This is a genomic window from Aliamphritea hakodatensis (assembly GCF_024347195.1).
Lineage (GTDB): Bacteria > Pseudomonadota > Gammaproteobacteria > Pseudomonadales > Balneatricaceae > Amphritea > Amphritea hakodatensis.
Window position 1 is genome coordinate 5,019,673 of sequence record NZ_AP025281.1, and the last position, 20,014, is coordinate 5,039,686.

The 20,014-nt window shown below is 55.2% G+C and carries 14 protein-coding genes; 9 read left to right on the forward strand and 5 right to left on the reverse strand.

What is annotated here, in order from left to right:
* Positions 1–61: 61 nt before the first annotated feature.
* The 7 genes from PCI15_RS22805 to PCI15_RS22835 all read left to right on the forward strand — a co-directional run bounded on the left by PCI15_RS22805 (position 62) and on the right by PCI15_RS22835 (position 9,826).
* Positions 62–1,726: an amino acid adenylation domain-containing protein gene (locus tag PCI15_RS22805; protein WP_271272162.1), complete on the forward strand. Its 1,665-nt coding sequence runs from the start codon at positions 62–64 to the stop codon at positions 1,724–1,726.
* Positions 1,723–3,057, forward strand: coding sequence for an FNR domain-containing protein (locus tag PCI15_RS22810; RefSeq protein WP_271272163.1), 1,335 nt, complete (start codon positions 1,723–1,725; stop codon positions 3,055–3,057). Before PCI15_RS22805 ends, PCI15_RS22810 begins: the two co-directional genes overlap by 4 nt.
* A gap of 14 nt (positions 3,058–3,071) precedes the next feature.
* Positions 3,072–3,860: an enoyl-CoA hydratase-related protein gene (locus tag PCI15_RS22815; RefSeq protein WP_271272164.1), complete on the forward strand. Its 789-nt coding sequence runs from the start codon at positions 3,072–3,074 to the stop codon at positions 3,858–3,860.
* A gap of 44 nt (positions 3,861–3,904) precedes the next feature.
* Complete coding sequence (locus PCI15_RS22820) at positions 3,905–4,618, forward strand: winged helix-turn-helix domain-containing protein (RefSeq protein WP_271272165.1); 714 nt, start codon at positions 3,905–3,907, stop codon at positions 4,616–4,618.
* Entirely contained in the window at positions 4,615–6,171 is a 1,557-nt protein-coding gene (locus PCI15_RS22825) for a sensor histidine kinase (protein ID WP_271272166.1), read from the forward strand. Before PCI15_RS22820 ends, PCI15_RS22825 begins: the two co-directional genes overlap by 4 nt.
* 296 nt (positions 6,172–6,467) lie before the next feature.
* Entirely contained in the window at positions 6,468–7,544 is a 1,077-nt protein-coding gene (gene dctP / locus PCI15_RS22830) for a TRAP transporter substrate-binding protein DctP (RefSeq protein WP_271272167.1), read from the forward strand.
* On the forward strand, positions 7,541–9,826 hold the full coding sequence (locus tag PCI15_RS22835) for a putative bifunctional diguanylate cyclase/phosphodiesterase (RefSeq protein ID WP_271272168.1): 2,286 nt from the start codon (positions 7,541–7,543) through the stop codon (positions 9,824–9,826). Before dctP ends, PCI15_RS22835 begins: the two co-directional genes overlap by 4 nt.
* 213 nt (positions 9,827–10,039) lie before the next feature.
* Here the strand turns inward: PCI15_RS22835 and PCI15_RS22840 are convergent, their stop codons facing one another.
* On the reverse strand, positions 10,040–11,662 hold the full coding sequence (locus PCI15_RS22840; RefSeq protein ID WP_271272169.1) for a BCCT family transporter: 1,623 nt from the start codon (positions 11,660–11,662) through the stop codon (positions 10,040–10,042).
* Between the two features lie 92 nt (positions 11,663–11,754).
* Complete coding sequence (locus PCI15_RS22845; protein WP_271272170.1) at positions 11,755–13,398, reverse strand: amidohydrolase; 1,644 nt, start codon at positions 13,396–13,398, stop codon at positions 11,755–11,757.
* Between the two features lie 352 nt (positions 13,399–13,750).
* Here PCI15_RS22845 and PCI15_RS22850 point away from each other — a divergent pair, with 352 nt between their 5' ends.
* Both PCI15_RS22850 and PCI15_RS22855 read left to right on the forward strand, forming a co-directional pair.
* Positions 13,751–14,680, forward strand: a complete 930-nt coding sequence (locus tag PCI15_RS22850; RefSeq protein WP_271272171.1) for a LysR family transcriptional regulator — start codon at positions 13,751–13,753, stop codon at positions 14,678–14,680.
* A gap of 220 nt (positions 14,681–14,900) precedes the next feature.
* The gene (locus PCI15_RS22855) at positions 14,901–16,763 is read left to right on the forward strand and encodes a methyl-accepting chemotaxis protein (protein WP_271272172.1); all 1,863 of its coding nucleotides are present in this window, start codon (positions 14,901–14,903) and stop codon (positions 16,761–16,763) included.
* A 39-nt stretch (positions 16,764–16,802) separates the two neighbouring features.
* On the opposite strand, the gene PCI15_RS22860 is transcribed toward PCI15_RS22855, so the two are convergent.
* The 3 genes from PCI15_RS22860 to PCI15_RS22870 form a co-directional block, all read right to left on the reverse strand.
* On the reverse strand, positions 16,803–18,800 hold the full coding sequence (locus PCI15_RS22860) for a methyl-accepting chemotaxis protein (RefSeq protein ID WP_271272173.1): 1,998 nt from the start codon (positions 18,798–18,800) through the stop codon (positions 16,803–16,805).
* A gap of 233 nt (positions 18,801–19,033) precedes the next feature.
* Positions 19,034–19,441 (reverse strand): hypothetical protein, encoded by a 408-nt coding sequence (locus tag PCI15_RS22865; RefSeq protein WP_271272174.1) that lies wholly within the window; start codon positions 19,439–19,441, stop codon positions 19,034–19,036.
* Between the two features lie 25 nt (positions 19,442–19,466).
* Complete coding sequence (locus PCI15_RS22870; RefSeq protein ID WP_271272175.1) at positions 19,467–19,928, reverse strand: GNAT family N-acetyltransferase; 462 nt, start codon at positions 19,926–19,928, stop codon at positions 19,467–19,469.
* Positions 19,929–20,014 lie beyond the last annotated feature (86 nt).

Consider the following 20,014-nt stretch of genomic DNA (forward strand, 5'->3'; position numbering starts at 1 on the left):
TGCTGTGACCGAAACGTGCCCGGAATTTCTGATCAGCAGCGGCCTCCCATGAGGTGATGTTATGACACTGCAAACCACAGGTACCGACGGACAGGCTCTGCACCGCCCGACGACCGCACCGAACACCCCGCTAACGGATCCAACCTGCCAGATACCTGCCAGCCATCCGGCCATCACCCGGTTACCGGCAGCAGAGCAACGCCAGTTCTGTCAGTTTGGTACCGGGCCAGCAGTCAGGCCTGATTTTGAACTCATCCATCAGGGCTTTGAGCACTTTGTCGCCCTGCAACCGGATGCCTGTGCAATCCGTGAAGCCGGCGGCCGGGAAGTCAGTTACCGAACCCTGAACACTCAGGCCAATGCACTGGCCGCCCATCTGCAGCGCAACCAGATCAGCCGTGGTGACCATGTGTGCCTGTTTGTGCGCAGAGGCATCGAAATGGTGGTCGGTATACTTGCCTGCCTTAAACTCGGCGCCAGTTATGTGCCTCAGGATATGCAGCTGTGCCCGTCCCGGCAGCGCCGCCATATTGTCGAAACCGTCGCGGCCACCGTTATTCTGACCACCCGCCAGTATGAACAGACTGTCAGCGAAGATGGCGCACAGAAAATTATCGCCATTGACCGTTTTCTGGAACAACCGGCCGGGATTCACATCGAACAGCGTTTCTTCAGAGCGGCCCGTCCGGAAGACACTGCAGTTGTGATCTTCACCTCCGGCACCACAGGTAAAGCCAACGGGGTACAGGTCACACATGCCAACCTTGTGAATATTCTGCTGACAGCGCCCGGCAACATGGGCATCCGCCCCGGTGACAAAGTCGCCCAGCAACTGAACATCGCCTTTGATATGGCCGCCTGGGAAATCCTTGGCTGCCTGGGCAATGGCGGCACCCTGCTGATCCGCGATAAAGACTTTCAGGCCACCGCCGAACAGGCCGATGTATTAATTGCCACCCCCAGCATTCTGGCGACACTGGATGCCAGCCGCTGCCATCAGGTAAGAGCCGTGGCCGTCGCCGGCGAACCCTGCCCGCAACCACTGGCGGATATATGGGGCGCATTCTGTGATTTTTACAATTCCTGTGGCCCCACCGAAACCACCATCATCAACACCGCTGAAATTTACCGCCCGGGGGACCCGGTGCTGAGTATCGGCCGGCCAACGCCAAACAATACGGTGTACGTTCTGAACGACAAGCTGGAACCCTGCAGAATCGGTGAAACCGGAGAAATGTGGGCCGGGGGAATCTGTGTATCCAAAGGCTATATCAACAACCCTGAACTGACGGCAGAGCGCTATCGGGACGATCCGTTCCTCGGGAACGGCCAAAAAATGTTCCGCACCCGGGATCTGGGCCGCTGGACCGCCGACGGCACCCTTGAGCACTTCGGCCGGGTGGATGATCAGGTGAAAATCCGCGGTTTCCGGGTGGAACTGGATGCTGTTTCCGCCGTACTTGAACAGGCAGAAAACTGCAACCATGCCGTTGCCCTGAAGCTCAACAGCCGCCATCTGGCAGCCTTTGTCAGCCCGGCGAATGTGGATCCGGACGAAGCCCGCCAGCACGTCCTCAGTGCCCTGCCTTACTACTGTGAGCCCCTGTTTATTATCGCCGTCGATGAGCTGCCCAAAACCATTCGCGGCAAAGTCGACAAACGCGCGCTGGCCGCCAGCGCCGCTGAATACCACCGCTCTGCTGAAATTTCCGGAGAAACCCCATGACCAGCCAGCACATGCAAATTGATCTGCCGGCCCCCCGTCAGGGCTTGCGCAGCACCATCAAAAAACCCCGTTACATGCACTATAACCGGCTGATTACGCTGATCTTTCTGGTTAACGCGGCGGCGCTGGGATACGGTTTTACCCAGTCATGGTGGACCGGCGGGGGCATTGCCCTGCAGGTACTGGCCGATCTGACCCTGTTTAACCTGGGGCTGGCCATACTTGCCCGTCAGCAATATGTGATTAACTGTCTTTTCTGGTTATTTACCCGGGCCCCCACCAGTTGGCCACTCGCCATCCGCTGGACGCTGGGCAAGGTCTACCATTACGGCGGCCTGCATAAAGGCGGCGCGCTGGCCGGCACCCTGTGGTTCATCATCTTTGCCGGCAGCGCCAGCTATCAGTTCCAGCAGAACCTGCCGGGAATCTCAGCGCAGAGTCTGGGGCTTATTTACGGCCTGCTGGTCCTGCTGGTCCTGATTGTGGTGATGGCTCAGAAAACTGTCCGCGCCCGGTATCATGATGCCTTCGAACGGACGCACCGCTTCGGGGGCTGGCTCTCACTGGCGCTGTTCTGGGGGCTGACTCTGTCCTTTATTGATGATCAGCGCGGGGCGCAAAGCTTCAGCGATGCCCTGACCGGTGCCACCAGCTTCTGGATTCTGTGCCTGCTGACCGCCAGTATCATCCTGCCATGGTTACGTTTACGCCGGGTACCGGTGCAGGTAGAAACACCCTCCAACCACGTGGCAGTAGCAACCTTCGACCACGGAGTGACCCCCTTTGCCGGTTCGTCCACCGCAATCAGTCTGAACCCGCTAATGGAATGGCATCACTTTGCCAATGCGCCCTCTCCGCACAAAGACGGTTTCCGGCTGGTGATTTCCCGGGCCGGTGACTGGACGGGTAATTTTATTGAGCAGAAGCCCAGCCATGTATGGGTGAAAGGCATCCCGCAGGCGGGTGTGGCTTACATCGAAGTGCTGTTCAAAAAGGTGGTGTACGTCGCCACCGGCAGCGGCATCGGCCCGGTTTTACCGCACCTGTTGGCGCAGGACGTGCCTATTCATCTGATATGGTCCACCCGCGAACCGCGCAAAACCTACGGTGACGCACTGGTGGACGAAATTCTCGAAGCGCAACCGGACGCGCATATCTGGGATACCGATGCCAACGGCAAACCGGATCTGGTCAGACTTGCCTATCAGGCCTGCCAGGAACACGGCGCAGAAGCAGTCATTTGTATATCCAATGAAAAACTCACCTGGCAGGTGGTATACGGCATGGAAAGCCGCGGTATTCCGGCCTACGGGGCCATCTGGGATTCATGAACAGGAGCAACACTATGTCTGACTTGCTATCCGATCATAACAGCCCCCTGCTGGCTGAACGCCACGGCAGAGTGGTGGTGCTGCGGCTCAACCGTCCGGCGGTGCTGAACGCCCTCAACAGCCAGCTGATGCAGCTGCTGGTCAGCACCTGCAGCGAACTGGATGCTGATCCCGATACCGGCTGCATCATTCTCACCGGTAACGAACGGGCTTTCGCCGCCGGTGCAGACATTGAAGAGCTGGCCGCACAGCGGCATCTGGATATGTTTCAGCAAGGATTCTTTGAACCTTGGGACCGGTTTGCCGCTCTAAGAACTCCGATAATCGCTGCGGTATCCGGCTACGCCTTAGGCGGCGGCTGTGAACTGGCTATGATGTGCGACATGATTTTTGCCGCCGACAACGCCCGTTTCGGCCAGCCGGAAGTCAAAATTGGCGTCACCCCCGGCATGGGCGGCTCGCAACGGCTGACCCGGCTGGTAGGTAAATCACGGGCCATGGATATGATCCTCACCGGCCGGATGATGAATGCGCAGGAGGCTGAACGCGCCGGTCTGGCCGCCAGAGTGGTCCCGGCAGATGCGCTGTTCAGCACCGCGCTGGAAGCCGCTCAGCAAATTGCAGGCTACAGCAAAGCCGTCACCATGACCGCCAAGGAAATGGTCAGGCAGGCAGAGCAAACCAGCCTGCAGGACGGCGTACTGTTCGAACGGCGCAGCTACTATGCCCTCTACGGCAGCGAGGATCAGATCGAAGGTATGCAGGCGTTTATGGAAAAACGCCCGGCGGTATTCCGGCGTTGAATACCGGTTATATACAGGACGTGACCGTGAGACAGGATTTGCCCATGGAAAATAAGAAAATACTCATCGTAGAAGATCAGGACGAAATTGCCGATCTGTTACAATTGCACCTCTCGGATCTGGGTGCCGAAATCACCCGCGTCAGTGACGGCCACAGCGGTATGCGTATGGCCTGCAGTATGGACTGGGACTTACTGATTCTGGATATCCAGTTACCCGGCCCGTCCGGGCTGGAAATATGTCGCAGCGTCAGACGTAACCAGAACTATGTGCCGATTCTGCTGCTTACCTGCCGTTCCAGCGAGCTGGACCGGGTACTGGGGCTGGATCTGGGGGCCGATGACTACATCACAAAACCCTTCAGCGTGATGGAGCTTATTGCCCGCATTAAAGCGATGTTCCGCCGGGTCAGCGCCATTCAGAACGCCAATCCCAAAGAGCAGGACACTCTGAGACTGGGAAAGCTATCCATCGACGAAAAACTCCATGAAGTAAAACTGGCAGGCAAAACCATCGACCTGACCGCCCGGGAATTTGACCTGCTGCGTTACTTTGCCTGCCAGCCGGGCCGGGTCTTCCGCCGTTCCGAATTACTGGACAATGTCTGGGGTTACGGCCACGCCGGCTACGAGCATACGGTCAACTCCCATATCAACCGGCTGCGGGCAAAAATTGAACATGATTCCAACAACCCGGAAATCATCGTCACCGTCTGGGGGGTAGGCTATAAGCTGGATACCGAGAGGCTCAGCCTGTGACCCCGGCTGAATCTGCCGGTCAGTCAGCCGGGCGAATGCAGAAAGGCTTAATCAGCACCTTGAATACCCGGCTATCACTGGCGCTGATGTTCATTGTTATTGCCGTGGGCGTGGCGGTTATGCTGGTCAGCCAGAACTGGATGCGGGCTTATTATGAAGAGCTGACTCAAAAACTGAATTTCAGCATTGCCATGTACGTCACCGACACGTACAGCCTGATCACTCAGAACGGCGATACCGCCCGGGTGCAGGTCGATGCGATCGAAGCCCTCGCCCAGCAGGCAATGGTAATAAACCCGCTGGCAGAAGTGTACCTGCTGGATGCCCGGGGCAATATTCTCGCCCATGCCCTGCAGGACGATAATCTCGCCCGGCGCAACATTCCGCTAGGCCCCTTGCAGGCCTTTATCCGGGGCGACATTGAATACCCGTTACGCGGTGCAGACCCCCGCCATACCGATGCTGAAAAAGTATTCTCTGCTGCTGAAATCCGCCAGAACGGTCAGTTACAGGGGTATCTGTACGTGATTCTGGGCGGCCAGCTGTACGACAACATTGAAGATGGCATTCAGGACAGTTACAGCCGTTCCATGGTACTGGTCGCCATTGCCGTGATTACCCTGGCGGCGATCCTCGCTGGCTGGCTGATTTTCCGGTTACTGGTCCGCCGTTTAGGCATGCTCAGCCAGGCCATGCACAGCTTCAGCGAACAGAACCTGGATCACTGCCGTAACGACCTGCAGCAGCCGGCACAGGCCCCCCTGCCTAAAGATGAAATAGACTTACTGGCGCAGACATTTGAACGGATGTCAGAAAAAATCGGCATGCAGTTTGAGATGCTCCGTGAAGCAGACCAGACCCGCCGGGAGCTGATCAGCAATGTCTCCCACGACCTTCGCACCCCGTTATCGACCATTCAGGGCTATCTGGAAACCCTGCTGATCAAAAACAGCAGCCTGAATGACACCGAACGTATGGCGTTTCTGCGCACCGCCATGCACAGTTCGCACCGGCTGGGGCAACTGATTCAGGATTTATTCGAGTTATCTAAGCTGGAAGCCAAGCAAATGAGCGCCAGCTGTGAACGCTTTTCACTGGCTGAGCTGGTGTTCGATACCATTCAGGAATTCCGCTTACAGGCGGAGGCCAAAAATATTCACATTGAAGTGGTCAACCTGCAGAACAGCGCTTTTGTCTATGCGGATATCAGTCTGATTCAGCGGGTCTTTGAAAACCTGCTGCGCAATGCGGTTACCTACACGCCTGCAAATGGTGAAATCCGCCTGCAAATTGAAGCGGACGCTGCCCGGCCGCAGGGCGCTATCAGCATCAGTATTGCTGATAATGGTCAGGGAATCAGCCCGGAACACCTGCCGCATATATTTGACCGTTTCTATACCCAGCAGCAGGCCAAAAGTACCAATACCGGCTCCACCGGGCTGGGGCTGGCGATTGTAAAACGTATTCTTGAACTGCACAGCAGTGAAATCGAGGTACAAAGTCAGCTGAATCAGGGCAGTTGCTTCCGCTTTTCCCTGCAGGCTGCGGCCTGAACACCGTCACCAACGCCCGCCACTGGCAGGGCGTTTTCTTTAAAGTTGCCTGAAAGCTGGTATGAATGACTAAGGTCAACTGCCCCCGTTGACCTAAGACGATTCTGTTTATACTCTATCTGACACATTAAGCCCGCATTACATAGCGGAATTACAGTGGATGATCTGCAGCGTCAGTACCTGACAGAGCTCATCACTGTAGGAGACCACGACAGCGTTCTGCAAACATCAGACCTGTATAAGCTCCCGGATTTTCCTGAAGTATTAAACGGATAAACAGTTTATAGGAGCTATCAATGAGCGTCTCCTGGTGCAAGTCGTATCTGCTGCCAGCCAGCCTGTTGTTAACATTCTGTCTTAGTCTGAGTGGCTGTATTGATCAGGAACCGGACACGATTTCCTGGCGTTTACAAACCCAGGCAACCAAAGAAAGTATCGATTATAAGGGGCTTGTGGAACTGGCGGATAACGTCAGTAAAATGAGTTCCGGCCGCCTGCAGCTGGAAATTATCCCCAGCTGTGAAGTGCCCGCCGGACCGGATATTTACACCGCGGTTCAGGAGCGCCGTATTGAAATGGGTAACGGCTGGCCGAACTGGTGGTCCGGTCAGCACCCGGCATGGGCCCTGATGAATGCCGGCCCGTTTGACTTCATGAACCTCGATGCTTCCATGATGTTCTTCCTCGCCGGCGACGGTACCAAACTGGCTAACACCCTCTCCTCGCCTGACGGCATTATGTGGCGACCGGCCTGGTGGCCGGGCATGGAATTTGGCCTGATCTCCAGAGAGCCCATCACCGGGCTGGATGATCTGCGTAACAAAAAAGTCAGGATTGGCCCGGGGCTGCCCAGTGAAGTACTGACCGCCGCTGCCGGTGCCTACACCATACCGCTGGTGCCGAACGAAATCCGTCCGGCACTGGAAAACGGCGACATTGATGCGGTTGAATGGACCACCGCGCGCGGTGCCTGGGATCTGGGCCTGCATGACATCGGCAAAAATGCCATTGTCCCGGCAATCTGGCAACCATCAGTATTATCTGATTTCCTGATCAACCAGGCGGCCTATGACGAATTGGCGCCGGATCTGCAGGCCATCCTGGAGTCGGCCATTAAATCTTATACCCTGAGCATCACCATGAAGGCCAAAGTCTCTGACTTTAAAGCCTTTAAGCAACTCGCCGGCAGTGGTGTCAACATCAACCGGTGGTCGCAGGAAGACATCGACCGCTGGCGTGAAGAGTCAGATAAAGTACTGGTTAAGTACGCCCAGAGGGACCCGCTGACAAAAGAAATTATTGAGAAAAAGCGCAACTTTAAAAAGGAATTTAACCAGTATTACGACTGGTTCGGGAATTATGAGCAGCAATGATTAACCGCTTAACGATCCGGCTGTTCTGTATCGTTAGCCTCATCACCCTGCTGGTGATGAGTTCCTTCGTCGCAGTACGTTATGTGGCTAACGCTGAACTGATGGAAAGCACCTCCCAGGAACGGGGGCTGGCGGTTGCCAAACGGGTAGCCGCCTCAGTTAAACCCACCATCTGGAACATCTACAACAAGTCCTACAACCGAACCTATACCGCGGAATTTGCGGATGCCATTCTGGATGCAGAGATGGACTCGGAGTTTATTCAGGGCATCAAGGTATTCGGCAATTTCGGCCACCTCTATATGGGGAAAATCAAGCGGGACAATCAGCAGATTGAACGCTTCAACGCCGACAATGATGAACTGAACTGGAAGCAACAGCCCAACCGGATCAGCTACCCGGTATCCCTCGGCGCGATGACCATAGGCCATGTCGAAGTCAGTTATTCGGATAAAGAATTTGCCGAAACCCTGCGCAGCTCCCTGTGGGTGGATATTACGCAGGTGGCCATTGTCAGCCTGTTGTTCGTCGGTTCACTGTATATTGTGCTGCGCCTGGCACTGGTCTCCCCGATGCAGTCCCTGCAGGTGGCCCAACATGCACTGGACGCTCTCAACGAAGCGGTGTTTGTGGTCAATAAAGACGGTCATGTCATCGACATAAACCCCAGTTACACCACCATCACCCACTATAAAGAATCCGAAATACTCCACCGCCCCCCTGCCATCTACGCCACCGACCGCGCTCAGTTACCCATTTTCCAGTTTGCCGCCGACACCCTTGAGAAGAAAAAAAGCTGGTCCGGTCAGGTGGTCGGCCAGCGCAAGGACGGTACAACGTTCCCGGGCTGGCTGAACATCAACATTGTGGAGCCGGTTGATGGCGTACTGAGCGACGCCAACACCACCTATGTAGGGGTGCTGACAGACATCGCAGAAAAACAGGAAGCGGAGCAGAAACTGCACCACCTGGCCTATTTTGACACGCTCACCCAGATCCCTAACCGCTATTCTTTTATGCTGCGTCTGGAAGCCGATATTCATCTGGCCAGCCGTCAGTCCAGCGCGCTGGCGCTGCTGTTTATTGATCTGGACAATTTTAAATGGACCAATGACAGTTTTGGTCACGAAGCCGGTGATCTGTTACTGATCGAAATTGCTAACCGGCTGAAAGCCCGGCTGCGTAAGTCCGATACGGTATACCGGATCGGGGGCGATGAATTCACCGTCATAGTGTCCAGCTACCTGGATAACGACAGTCTGGTACAGCTGGCTGAAGATCTGGTCGGCACCATCGGCCGCACCTTCTATGTGGATGAACACAAGATCAAACCCGGTGCCAGCATCGGCATTTCCACCTTCCCGGGTGACGCCGCCAACGCCCATGAACTGATTAAACGGGCAGACTCCGCCATGTTCCAGGCCAAGGAACAGGGCCGCGGACAGGTCTGCTTCTTCTCCTCCCATCTGGAACAGCAGCGGCAGCGGGATCAGATGATTATAGAAGGCCTCAAAGAAGCCATTCAGGAAGATGAGCTGGACCTGCACTATCAGCCGAAGGTGATGCTCCGCCCGGACGGTTTTGAGGTTATCGGTGCCGAAGCGTTATTACGCTGGCACCGTAACGGTGAGGTGGTCTCCACGCCGGACCGCTTCATTCCGATTGCCGAACAGAGCAACCTGATCTGCGAGCTGGGCTACTGGGTCATTAACAAATCCTGCCAGCAAATCGCTGAATGGAAACAGCAGTCGCTGGGCCCCCTGACCATCGCCGTTAACCTGTCCCCACGGCAGTTCAAAGACAGCCAGTTATGTGATTATCTGGACAGCTGCCTGCAGAAATACGGGATTCAGCCCGGTGAACTGGAGCTGGAAATTACCGAAAGTGCCGTTATCGAAGACATGGAAGGATCGATTAAAACCCTCACCCGGCTGCAGTCCATGGGCATCTCAATTGCTATGGATGACTTCGGTACCGGGTATTCTTCGCTGGGCTATCTGAAACAGTTACCGATAGAAGTGCTGAAAATTGACCGCTCCTTTATCAGCACCATTCCGAACCCGGATGATAACGATGCCATCGTCAAAGCGATCTTTTCCATGGCCAGTGCACTGGGGCTGGAAGTGGTCGCTGAAGGTATCGAAAACCAGCAACAACTGGAGTTTCTGGTGGCCAACAACTGCCAGGTAGGGCAGGGCTATTACTTCTCCCAGCCACTGCCGGTGAAGCAGTTCAAACGCTGGCTGACCGCGCAGGCCCGCCCTCTGCTCAGCAAGGTATAAGCCTGAAAGCAACGCCCGGATAGCCTACCAGCTGTCCAGTGCTGAACGGCAGGGTCTGCCAGACACCGCTCACCGCACGCCTTCCACCCTGCCCGGTAGCACAACTGCAATCAGCAAAAACACCCCATGCAGCCCGCCTGACAACCCTGCGCGACAGACCTCCGGGCATAAAAAAACCATGCAGCTGCATGGTTTTTGGGTTTAACCCGATGTTCAGTCCCGCGGGCTGAAAGCACCGCTGGTACGCATCTCACCGCCGGAAACAGGCTCTTGCGGCGCAGCAGACTCTGCGACCTCAGCCCCTTCATACTCTTTGGCATATTCCTGCTTCAGTGACCGCAGCAACGACCAGATCATAAAGCCGATACCAATCGCAAACGGGCTGCCCGCCACTATGGAGGCGGTCTGCACCGCTTTCAGTCCGCCACTGAGCAGCAGCACAATCGCCAGCATACCGGTAAACAGACCCCAGGTGATCTTCATTCCGAAGGCCGGTTCATAGGCACCCTTGGACATCTGCATCGCCACAAAGAAGCAGGCAGAGTCTGCCGAGGTCACCAGGAAGATGATCATGCTGACAAACACCACCAGGCTGAGCAAACCGCTCATCGGGAAGCTGTCGAGCATCACATAAATACCGGAACCGACATTCGCCTGCACCGCGTCAAACAGTTTCACTTCACCGCCGGCTTCCAGCCCGATTGCTGAACCGCCGATCACCGCAAACCAGAGCATGGAGCACAGGGTCGGAGTCAGCACCGCAAAGAGGATAAATTCACGCAGGGTACGTCCACGGGAAATCCGTGCCACAAAGCCACCGACAAAAGGCGACCAGGAGATGACGATCAGCCAGTAAAACACGGTCCACCAGTTAATCCAGCCACTCTTTTGCAGCGGATCGGCCCAGAACGTCATCGGCAGCAAGTTACCCAGATAGTTACCGATGCCGGTAACGTAATATCGCAGTAAGGTATTAGTGTCACCGGTCAGCAGGATGAATACACAGAATGCCACCACGATCGCCACGTTAATGGTACTCAGGTAGGCAACGCCACGCTTCAGGCCGGACACCGCTGACAGGCTGTACAGCAACGCCAGTAAAGCAATGATAATCACCTTGCCGGTATTACCGGTTTCAATGCCAAAGATATGGTTTACCCCGTAATCAATGGAGATCACCCCTAAGCCCAGTACCGTTGCGATACCGCCGATGGTTGCCACCGCGCCGATCAGGTCCAGTAAACGTGCCCAGATACTGCCTTCTGTACGTTCCCCCAGCAGGCCGTACAGGGCAATACCGATGTTCATCGGCTTACCGTAACGGAACGCCGGAAACGCAATGCACAGGCCGACAATGCAGTATCCCATCCAGGTATGCAGTCCCCAGTGCAGCGACGTGATCTGCAACGCGACAGGAATGGCTTCAGGCGTTGCCGGCTCTGCCATGTAAGGCGTTTGCATATAGTGATACAGCGGCTCAGCGACACCCCAGAGCAGGAAGCCCACGCCGATACCGCAACTGAACAGCATCGCCACCCAGGTAAAGGTTGAGAACTCAGGCGTATCTTCTTTTTTGCCCAGTTTAAGGTTGCCGTAACGGCTAAAGCCGACCCAGATACCAATGCCCACATACACCGCTAACGCCAGCACATAGGCCCAGCCAAACTGGCTGCTCAGGTACCCCTGCGCATTACTGGCATAGGTTTTCAACGTATCAGGGCTGATCACCCCGAGAGCGACAATCAGCAGTGTGATACCCGCTGTCGTCCAGAACAGGGGCTTGTCATAGTCCCCGAGGAATCCACCACGGCGGGTGGCTGACAGGTTATCCATCATATTTCTCCTATTTATTTTTATTGTCGGATGTATTTCAGGTTTCAGGCTTACTCCGAATCTGACCGGTACCGTTATACCGGCCAGCCACCGGTTTATTTGCGGTAAACAACCTCCCCGTTGGAAACGGTCATGTAGATTTCCTGCTGGCTTATATCAGCAACCGGCACACTCAGGAAAGCCGCGTCGATAATGGCCAGATCCGCCAGTTTGCCCACTTCCAGCGAGCCCTTGCGGGTTTCGTGATAGACCGAATAGGCAGCATTCCAGGTATAAGAACGGATCGCTTCCAGCACAGAAATACGCTGACCTTCGCCCATATCCCGGCCGGTCAGGCTGAGGCGGTTAACCGCGGCACTGATGGCATCAAAAGGCTTATAGGACTGTACAAAGGCATCGGTGCTGATCACCGCCGGTACGCCGTCATCCAGCATGTCCCGCAGCGGGCAGAAACGCTTCGCCCGGCGCTCGCCATAGATACTGGTCAGATCATCACCGGTTTCATGCACCTGACCCGGCTGAGTCACGGGAATCACCCCAAGGCGCTTAATCCGGGCCACCTGTTCACGGGTCGGCCCGTGGCAGTGTTCGATACGGTGGCGGGCATTGCTGCGGGGAAAGCGCCGCTGGGCTTCTTCAACCGCATCCAGCACGATGTCCATGGCCATATCACCCTGGGTATGCACGCCAAACTGCATGCCCCGGCTGTGGGTATCAATGAGGGCTTCTTTGAAGGCTTCGATGTCCGGCCAGTAGGTATATCCGCGGCCCGCGCTTTTATTGCATTTGCAGCCATGGTCGGTTTGCGGCTCATCGGCATAGAACAGTGCGGTGCCGCCGATCAGTGCACCGTCACAGTAGTATTTCATGGGCCCGATGGAGAGCAGGTCATTGCCGATATGGTCCGTAATGCCCAGCTCATTAATGGCATTCTGATGGTTCGACAGGTACATACAGGTGGTTTTGATGGTCAGCTTACCCTGCTGACGGGCGGCCATATAACCTGGCATTTCCCGGGTGGTCACCTGAGGGTCAACTACCGATGTAATCCCGACTTTCAGATAGGCCTTGCAGGCACGGTCAATGTCATCCACCAGCTCTTCCAGCGGCAGATCATAGCCGATATCCGGGCCATGATGGCCCACATCCACACTGGTGGGAATCACCAGTTGCTGGGCGCTGTCATAAGCATAACCGGTGATGCGGCCCTGCTCATCCCGGACAAACATGCCCCCGGCCGGATCAGGCGTGTCATCGGTGACCCCTGCCATTTCCAGCGCCAGACTGTTGACCAGTACGTTATGTCCGCTGACATGAACAATGCATACCGGATGATCCGGGGAAATGTCATCCAGATCCCAGCGGGTAGGTTGCTGGCCACCGGCAAATTTCTCGTAGTTCATGCCCCAGCCGCGAATCCACTTACCCGGGGCGCTGTTTTCTGCCGCTTCACGTACCGCATTACGCAGGTCTTCAATGGAAGCCACCGCCGGATAACCGAAGTCGACTGTGGCGAATGCGGCCCCCTGATGGGTCAGATGGTTGTGGGCGTCGATGAAGCCCGGTATCAGAGTCCGGCCCTGTAAATCGATCACCTCATGGTCGCCTGCCCGGGCCAGTATTTCAGCATCGCTGCCGACCGCAGTAATGTGCTTTCCCGTTACCAGCAGCGCGGAACAGATCCGGTCCTGAGCATCAACGGTGATGACTTCACCGTTAATAAAAGCATAGTTGGCCATATGCACCTCGAATTATTGTTATTTGTAGCCATCGGATTTCGCCACCCTGTACTGTGCGGAAATCCTCTGATTAACCAGTCTATGGAAGGCTTTAGTTCGGTAAAATCATCAATAACAGAAAATTACTTTGGGAATATCTGAAGTAATGCAATGGGCAGCGCCTCTCCCGACGGTCAGGGTTTGCCACCGTTATCAAGGGGTTAAGGCCACAGCAACGGAAGCTCTGGCGCCTGTGAATAGCAAACAGACAGCCGCCAGCGCCGTTGGGTTGAAAATTTTTCTGCTTGTACTCTTTCCTGCGCCCTATCAAGATGAATGGCGCATCCTCATAAAAATAACAACGGAACCGCCTATGCCCTTACACCACAACAGCGATTATTCCATCGGCAAAACCAGCAGCATTGATATCCGTCTGCTGAGCATTTTTGTCACCGTGGTGGAAAGCGGCGGTTTTACCCAGGCACAGGAACCGCTGAACATCGCTCTGTCCAGCATCAGCACCTATATTCAGGATCTGGAAACCCGGCTGGGCATCAAACTGTGCAACCGGGGCCGGGGGGGATTTTCCCTGACGGAAAACGGTCAGGTGGTATATACCGAAGCCTGTAAACTGTTTGCCAGTGTGGATCAGTTCAATGCCAATGTTGCCAGCCTTAACGGCAAGCTGACCGGGGAATTGAAAATCGGCATCCTGGATAATTCCACCATGTCACCGAATACCCGGGTACAGGATGTTATCCACCGCTTTGCCGCCCAGCATCCGGATGTGCATATCATCATTAAAGTACTGTCGTCCGACGAAATAGAAGATGAACTCAGCGCTGGCACCCTGCATCTGGGCATCGGGCTTTTCAGCGATGCGGGTAAGCATTTACGGGTCATTCACCGTTTTCCGATCAGCGTGGATCTGTTCTGTGGCGACCAGAGCCCACTATTTACTGAAGACAACATTGATGTGGAAGCCATACAGGCAGCAGGCTACGCCAAGGGTTGTTATGCTCCGGACATCAAGTCACCGCTGGCCCAGTCCCTGCCTCCGGCGACTGCATCTTCTTATCTGTCGGAAGGGCTGGCATTTCTGATTTTATCCGGCCGCTATATCGGTTTCCTCCCCCGCCGGTATGCGGCAAACTGGGTCAGCAATAAGGAAATGCGTACCCTGCCGCAGGATTTATTCAGCCATGAAGTGCAGCTGGCACTGGTCGTCCGTAAGGGTGAACATGTGGGGCCGGTCTTGCATACCTTTCTGGAAAGCTTCGCAGCCTTTACCGCCAGTGACTGATCGGTACTGAACACATCCACCCCCTCCCCAAAGTGAGGAGTCTATCTGCGACAAAGCCCGTCGTACTCCTACAAATCGCGACATTTAATGGCATACTCGGTCGACTTAAGAATAATAAAGTGCGGCCCGACGGAGCGATATGGCCAGCGCAGGCTCTCGGGTTGTTTGGAATTGTAGCGGACACAATCATCTTCCGAACCACCAAACTGGAAGATGTACAATGCTTAAAAACCTATCTCTGAGGGCAAAGCTTGGCTCTGTCCTGATACTCACACTGCTCAGCTGTGCCGCCCTGGCATATGCTGCCCTGACCTCTATTAATCAGGTTTCCAGCAGTGCCGGACAAACCATTCAGGTGAATACCCAGCTGGCTCAGTTACAGGAACTGCGTTTAGGGCTGTTCGAATTTGAACGGGCCGACAGCCATGATCTGGCCGCGGTTGATGCCCTGGTACTTAACCAGCGTGAGCAAATTGCGTCACTCAGCGCGCTGGCCACTGAAGATTCTCTGGCAACTGATGCTCAGGCACTGGAAGCCAACTACAACCTGTACATTGATAATCTGCGTAAACTGGCACAGTTAAATCAGACCCTGGGTCTGAGCGACGAGGAAGGTTTACGTCAGGCGGTCAACGTTGTCGGTGATGAGCTGACCACTAAGGTACTGGGTGCTCTGAAGCCTATTCAGCGGGATACCACCATCCTGGTGAACATCTACTTTGAACAGTACAGGGCTTCGCAACACGATGAAATCCGTGAACTGTTCAGCAAATTCAAAGCCGCTGCCGACGACATTAACCTGTATGACTTCTATCAGGAAAGTTTTGAAGCCTACGTTGCCAGTTTTGATCAGGCAGATGCTGTGGTCACCAACATCCGTAACACCCGTCAGGCTGCCGACGAACAGCTGGGGAATATCCGCACCAATGTTCAGAACCTGATTCAGCAAATGAAATCCACCGTGCTGCAAAAGGTGGAAGCGGATATGCAGAGCACCATCAGCGACGCCCGTCTCATGGTGACCGGTGGCGGCCTGCTACTGGCAGCCATTCTGTTTGTGCTGATCTTCAATATTGCCCGTACCATTACCGCATCGATGAGCAGCATCATCGACTGTCTGGAAGGGATAGGTGCCGGTAACCTGAGCCTGCGTCTGCCGATTAACGAAAAGCGTAACGACGAATTTGACCGTACCGCCAGTGCCGTTAACCATATGGCTGACGAACTGGAAGGCATCGTCGGACAGGTGAAAAACACCAGCCTGGAGCTGACCAATGCCGCCGGCGTACTGCACACGTCCATTGAGCAGGTCAGCCAGACCACCGATCAGGTCACCGGACAGACCACCACGGTCGCGTCTGCCACCGAGGAAATGAGTGCCACTCTGCAGGATCTGACCAACACCACCAATGATGCGGATTCCATGGCACGGCAGTCTTTCGAAACCGCCGTTGAAGGTTCCAAGGTGATCGACCGGGCGGTGAATTCATTCACCGAAACCGCCACCCTGTTCTCTCAGGTCGATCAGGAAATTCAGGAACTGAACCAGCATTCTTCCAAGGTCGACAGCATCACTGACATGATCAGTGATATTGCCAACCAGACCGGTCTGCTGGCACTGAACGCTGCCATTGAGGCCGCCCGTGCCGGTGAACAGGGCCGGGGCTTTGCCGTGGTAGCGGATGAAGTCCGTACCCTGGCGGAGAAAACCGTCCATGCAACCGCCGACATAACCTCCATTGTCGACAGCATGGCCACGCTGACCCGCTCGCTGATCAAGAGCATGGAAAGCGCCCGCGAATGTATCAGTGTCGGCCAGGGTCACAGTGAAGAAGCGCTGGCAGTGGTCAGTGCTATCAACGACGGCATTCAGGGTGTGACCGACCGTAACCATCAGGTCGCGGTCGGCATTGAGGAAATGGCCCGGGTTACCCAGGAAATTTCCGCCAATATGGAAGAAATTGCCGGTGCCATGGTAGAAAGTAATCAGTACACCTCGGATATCCGTGATCAGAGTGTTCAGGTATCCAGCCGTGGCCAGGAACTGGTTGAATCGGCTGAATGCTTCCAGGTACAGGCGTAGATGACTGAACCGGCTCCCCGCGGATACCGGGGAGCCGCGTTATTCCGCTACACGGAACTGCCCGACCAGAGCCTGTTGCTGCTGCGCCAGTGTAATGGCGGTGTTACTTTCTGCGGCAATTGATACCGCATCCTCACTGCACACCCGGGACACCCGGGCAATCTGCTCAACACTGCCGGAGATCTCATCACAGGTATAGGTTTGCTGCTCTGCGGCGGTGGCGATCTGTTCACTCATTTCACGAATGGCGATGAATTGCTGCAGCATACGGGTCAGATCGTCCCCGCTGCGTTCAATGCTGTCCACCCCGGCCTGCACCTGTTCAGAACTGGTCGCCATAATCGCCACTGACCGAAGTGCTTCAGCCTGCAGTTTTTCAATGATCTGTTTGGTATCAAGTGTGGCTTTCTGCGTACTGGCCGCCAGATTACGCACTTCATCGGCGACCACCGAAAATCCGCGCCCCTGCTCGCCCGCCCGCGCCGCTTCAATCGCAGCATTCAGCGCCAAAAGGTTGGTCTGCTCGGCAATGCCGTTTATCACATCCAGTATCTGCCCGATCGCATCTGAATGGCTGTGCAGCGCATTCACCACCCCGGTTGCATCACGGATATTGCCCGCCAAATCCTGTACCAACACAATGTTCTTCTGCATCGACTGATGATTCAGCTGTGCCTGCTGTTCAATATCTGTCACCGCCCGCTGCGCCAGTTCAGCGCTTCTGGCGACCTCCTGAACACAGCTGACCATTTCATGCATTGAGGTTACAACGGTGGTGGTCTGGTCATTCTGCTGCTGCATGCTGTCGCGGGTTTGCGCACTGTGGTCGGCGGTGCTGCCAATTGACCGGGTGACCTGCTCGGCACTCTGATGAATCTCGACAATGGTCGCCGACAAACGGGCTGCCAACTGATTAATCCAGCCCCCTAACTGACCAAACTCATCATCTTTGAGGCCATTGATACGCTGGCGCATATCACCGGCTGCCATGGCCTGCAGCATATCCATCAGGCGCTGTAGTGGCCGGCGAATACTGCGGTATACCGATACTCCGATAATCACTGCGACCAACAGAGAGACCGCACTCAGGATGATATTCATACGCTGAACCAGAGTGGTGGTATCCGCCGCCTGCTGCTGAGTCACCCGGGAGAGCTTATCAACCCCGGCCATCAGTTGGTTAATGCTGTCTGTCGCCCGGTTAATCGCTGTTGTTAAGGTCACCAGCGTCGCAGCAATCTTTTGCTGGCGCTGCAATTGCTGTTGCGCAGTGGCCAGTACGCCGGCGTCCCCCTGCAATACATCACGCAGTTGCGCGAGCCGCCCGGCAAACTGAGCGGCAGTCCCGGCATTAACCGTGGCGAAGCGTTCCGTTTCATAATCCATGGCATCCATATCACCCACAACCAGCTGCAATGCCTGCGCCAGTTCCTCCGCGCCGGTAATGTCCCGCAGCGCTCCCAGGGTTTCGGTTACCGTCGCCAACTGGGCTGCCAGCGTGCCGGCGGTGCTGATTTCGTCTGCATCACTGCCATAGGCGGCGATGTCCTGCAGCTCAGTCCGAAAAGCGGATAATAATTCACGCAGCCCTTCCAGCCTGATCAGAAAACCCGGTGCAATGGCCGAGTGTGCCCGGTGGGTCGAGAGAATCGCTTCACTGTCCGCCAAAAAGGCATCTGCAGCGTCGCGGGATTCAGCCAGTAACCGGGCGGCTTCATGATGTCCGTCAGCCAATTCCAGCAATACATCATATTCTTGCTGATACACCGTTATCTGAGTGCTCATTTGAGCCTGTAACTGATCCTGTTCCGGCAGTTCCCGGGTCGCCAGAAACTGCATCAGGGTTTTATTCACTGACAGCAGTGAAACGCCCATAGATCCGCTGTGCAACAGGAGCGGTGCGGTCTGTTCACCGGACAGGGTCATCTGCTGATTGAGTTGCCGGACACCGAGAAAAGAGCTGGCGCTCATGACCAGCATGAGAATGGTCAGAATGCTAAAGCCAGTCACAATGCGCTGATTGATGGTGATCTTCATCGTTACTCTCCGGCAGGGTTATATCTGCATCTGAAAACCTGAACAGGTTTTGGCTCAGTAACGGATCCCCGTCAGTCCATGTCTGTTATCGCCGGCGCACCGGCCAGAAGTCCGTTCTGTCAGTTACTGATGTGGGTGTAAGGTTAAGATCTGACCATTAAACCAAATTTATTACTTACCGTAAGCAATAAATTACTCAATTTGTGTAATGCTGTCTAAAACCTGAGCGGTGACTATTCCGGTTGCCAGTGAGTGTCGGTCACCTGATGATCATTTTCACGCAGTAAACGCTGCAGCGTTTCGATCAGGGTATCGCCATGCTGCAGAACATTGTGCCCTGACAACCGCTCCAGCAGGCTGCGCTGTTTGGTAATGGTCAGCTTCCACTCAATGTTGGGCCCTGTTTCAGTGCCACTGACTCCCAGATAATAGCCCTGTTGCTGGCCGTCATGCAGCACATCCAGACGCATTTCCCAGCCCCAGTCTTCTTCGTATGATTCTTCAACCACGACACCAAAAACTGCCAGCTTAGTTGCCAGCCAGTCAGCGATGGTCTTACCGGGTGTTATCTGATTCTGTTCGCCGGGGACAAATTCTTCCCGTCCGACATCAGCATTAAACGTCATAATATAAATCATCATGCGCTCCTTGCTGTGTTACTGATGGTTAATCTTCTCTATGTTGCGCAGCATACTGCCTGATGAATACCTGCTGTGATTTGTGCGGCAGGTAACCGGCCCGCAAATAGAATCCGTGCGCCTCTTCACGGCGGGCATTCGCCCGGATCCGGATACTGCTGACCTGCGGTGCAAGCCATTCCTGTGCGGCCTGCAGCAATGCATATCCGGCACCGCTACCGCGGCAATCCTGTAATACAACCAGACTGACTATTTCCCCGACACAGCCTTCCGCCAGACGCATATCAAGAATAGCACTGATACAGCCAATCACCCGTTCCTCACCTGTGGCATTCACCTGACAGGCCACCCACACCTCCTGCCCTCTCTCCCGCAGAAGCGGGATGTGCTCAGCCAGCTGCGATGGCGTCCAGCGGTATCCCAGTTCAGCCATTAAACCGGCAAGCGCCTTAGTATCATGGGTAATTGCCGGTCGGATAAAAATTTTCATACTCACTCCTGTCACCCTCTTCTGTTACCCAAACTGTGCCGTCCGGGATGAACTGCACCAACAACTGTGGTATTTATAATTATTCT

Coding starts and splice junctions, on each gene's coding strand:
- PCI15_RS22805 (WP_271272162.1), top strand. CDS start 62: ATGACACTGCAAACCACAGGTACCGACGGACAGGCTCTGCACCGCCCG.
- PCI15_RS22810 (WP_271272163.1), top strand. CDS start 1,723: ATGACCAGCCAGCACATGCAAATTGATCTGCCGGCCCCCCGTCAGGGC.
- PCI15_RS22815 (WP_271272164.1), top strand. CDS start 3,072: ATGTCTGACTTGCTATCCGATCATAACAGCCCCCTGCTGGCTGAACGC.
- PCI15_RS22820 (WP_271272165.1), top strand. CDS start 3,905: ATGGAAAATAAGAAAATACTCATCGTAGAAGATCAGGACGAAATTGCC.
- dctP (WP_271272167.1), top strand. CDS start 6,468: ATGAGCGTCTCCTGGTGCAAGTCGTATCTGCTGCCAGCCAGCCTGTTG.
- PCI15_RS22835 (WP_271272168.1), top strand. CDS start 7,541: ATGATTAACCGCTTAACGATCCGGCTGTTCTGTATCGTTAGCCTCATC.
- PCI15_RS22840 (WP_271272169.1), bottom strand. CDS start 11,662: ATGATGGATAACCTGTCAGCCACCCGCCGTGGTGGATTCCTCGGGGAC.
- PCI15_RS22845 (WP_271272170.1), bottom strand. CDS start 13,398: ATGGCCAACTATGCTTTTATTAACGGTGAAGTCATCACCGTTGATGCT.
- PCI15_RS22850 (WP_271272171.1), top strand. CDS start 13,751: ATGCCCTTACACCACAACAGCGATTATTCCATCGGCAAAACCAGCAGC.
- PCI15_RS22855 (WP_271272172.1), top strand. CDS start 14,901: ATGCTTAAAAACCTATCTCTGAGGGCAAAGCTTGGCTCTGTCCTGATA.
- PCI15_RS22860 (WP_271272173.1), bottom strand. CDS start 18,800: ATGAAGATCACCATCAATCAGCGCATTGTGACTGGCTTTAGCATTCTG.
- PCI15_RS22865 (WP_271272174.1), bottom strand. CDS start 19,441: ATGATGATTTATATTATGACGTTTAATGCTGATGTCGGACGGGAAGAA.
- PCI15_RS22870 (WP_271272175.1), bottom strand. CDS start 19,928: ATGAAAATTTTTATCCGACCGGCAATTACCCATGATACTAAGGCGCTT.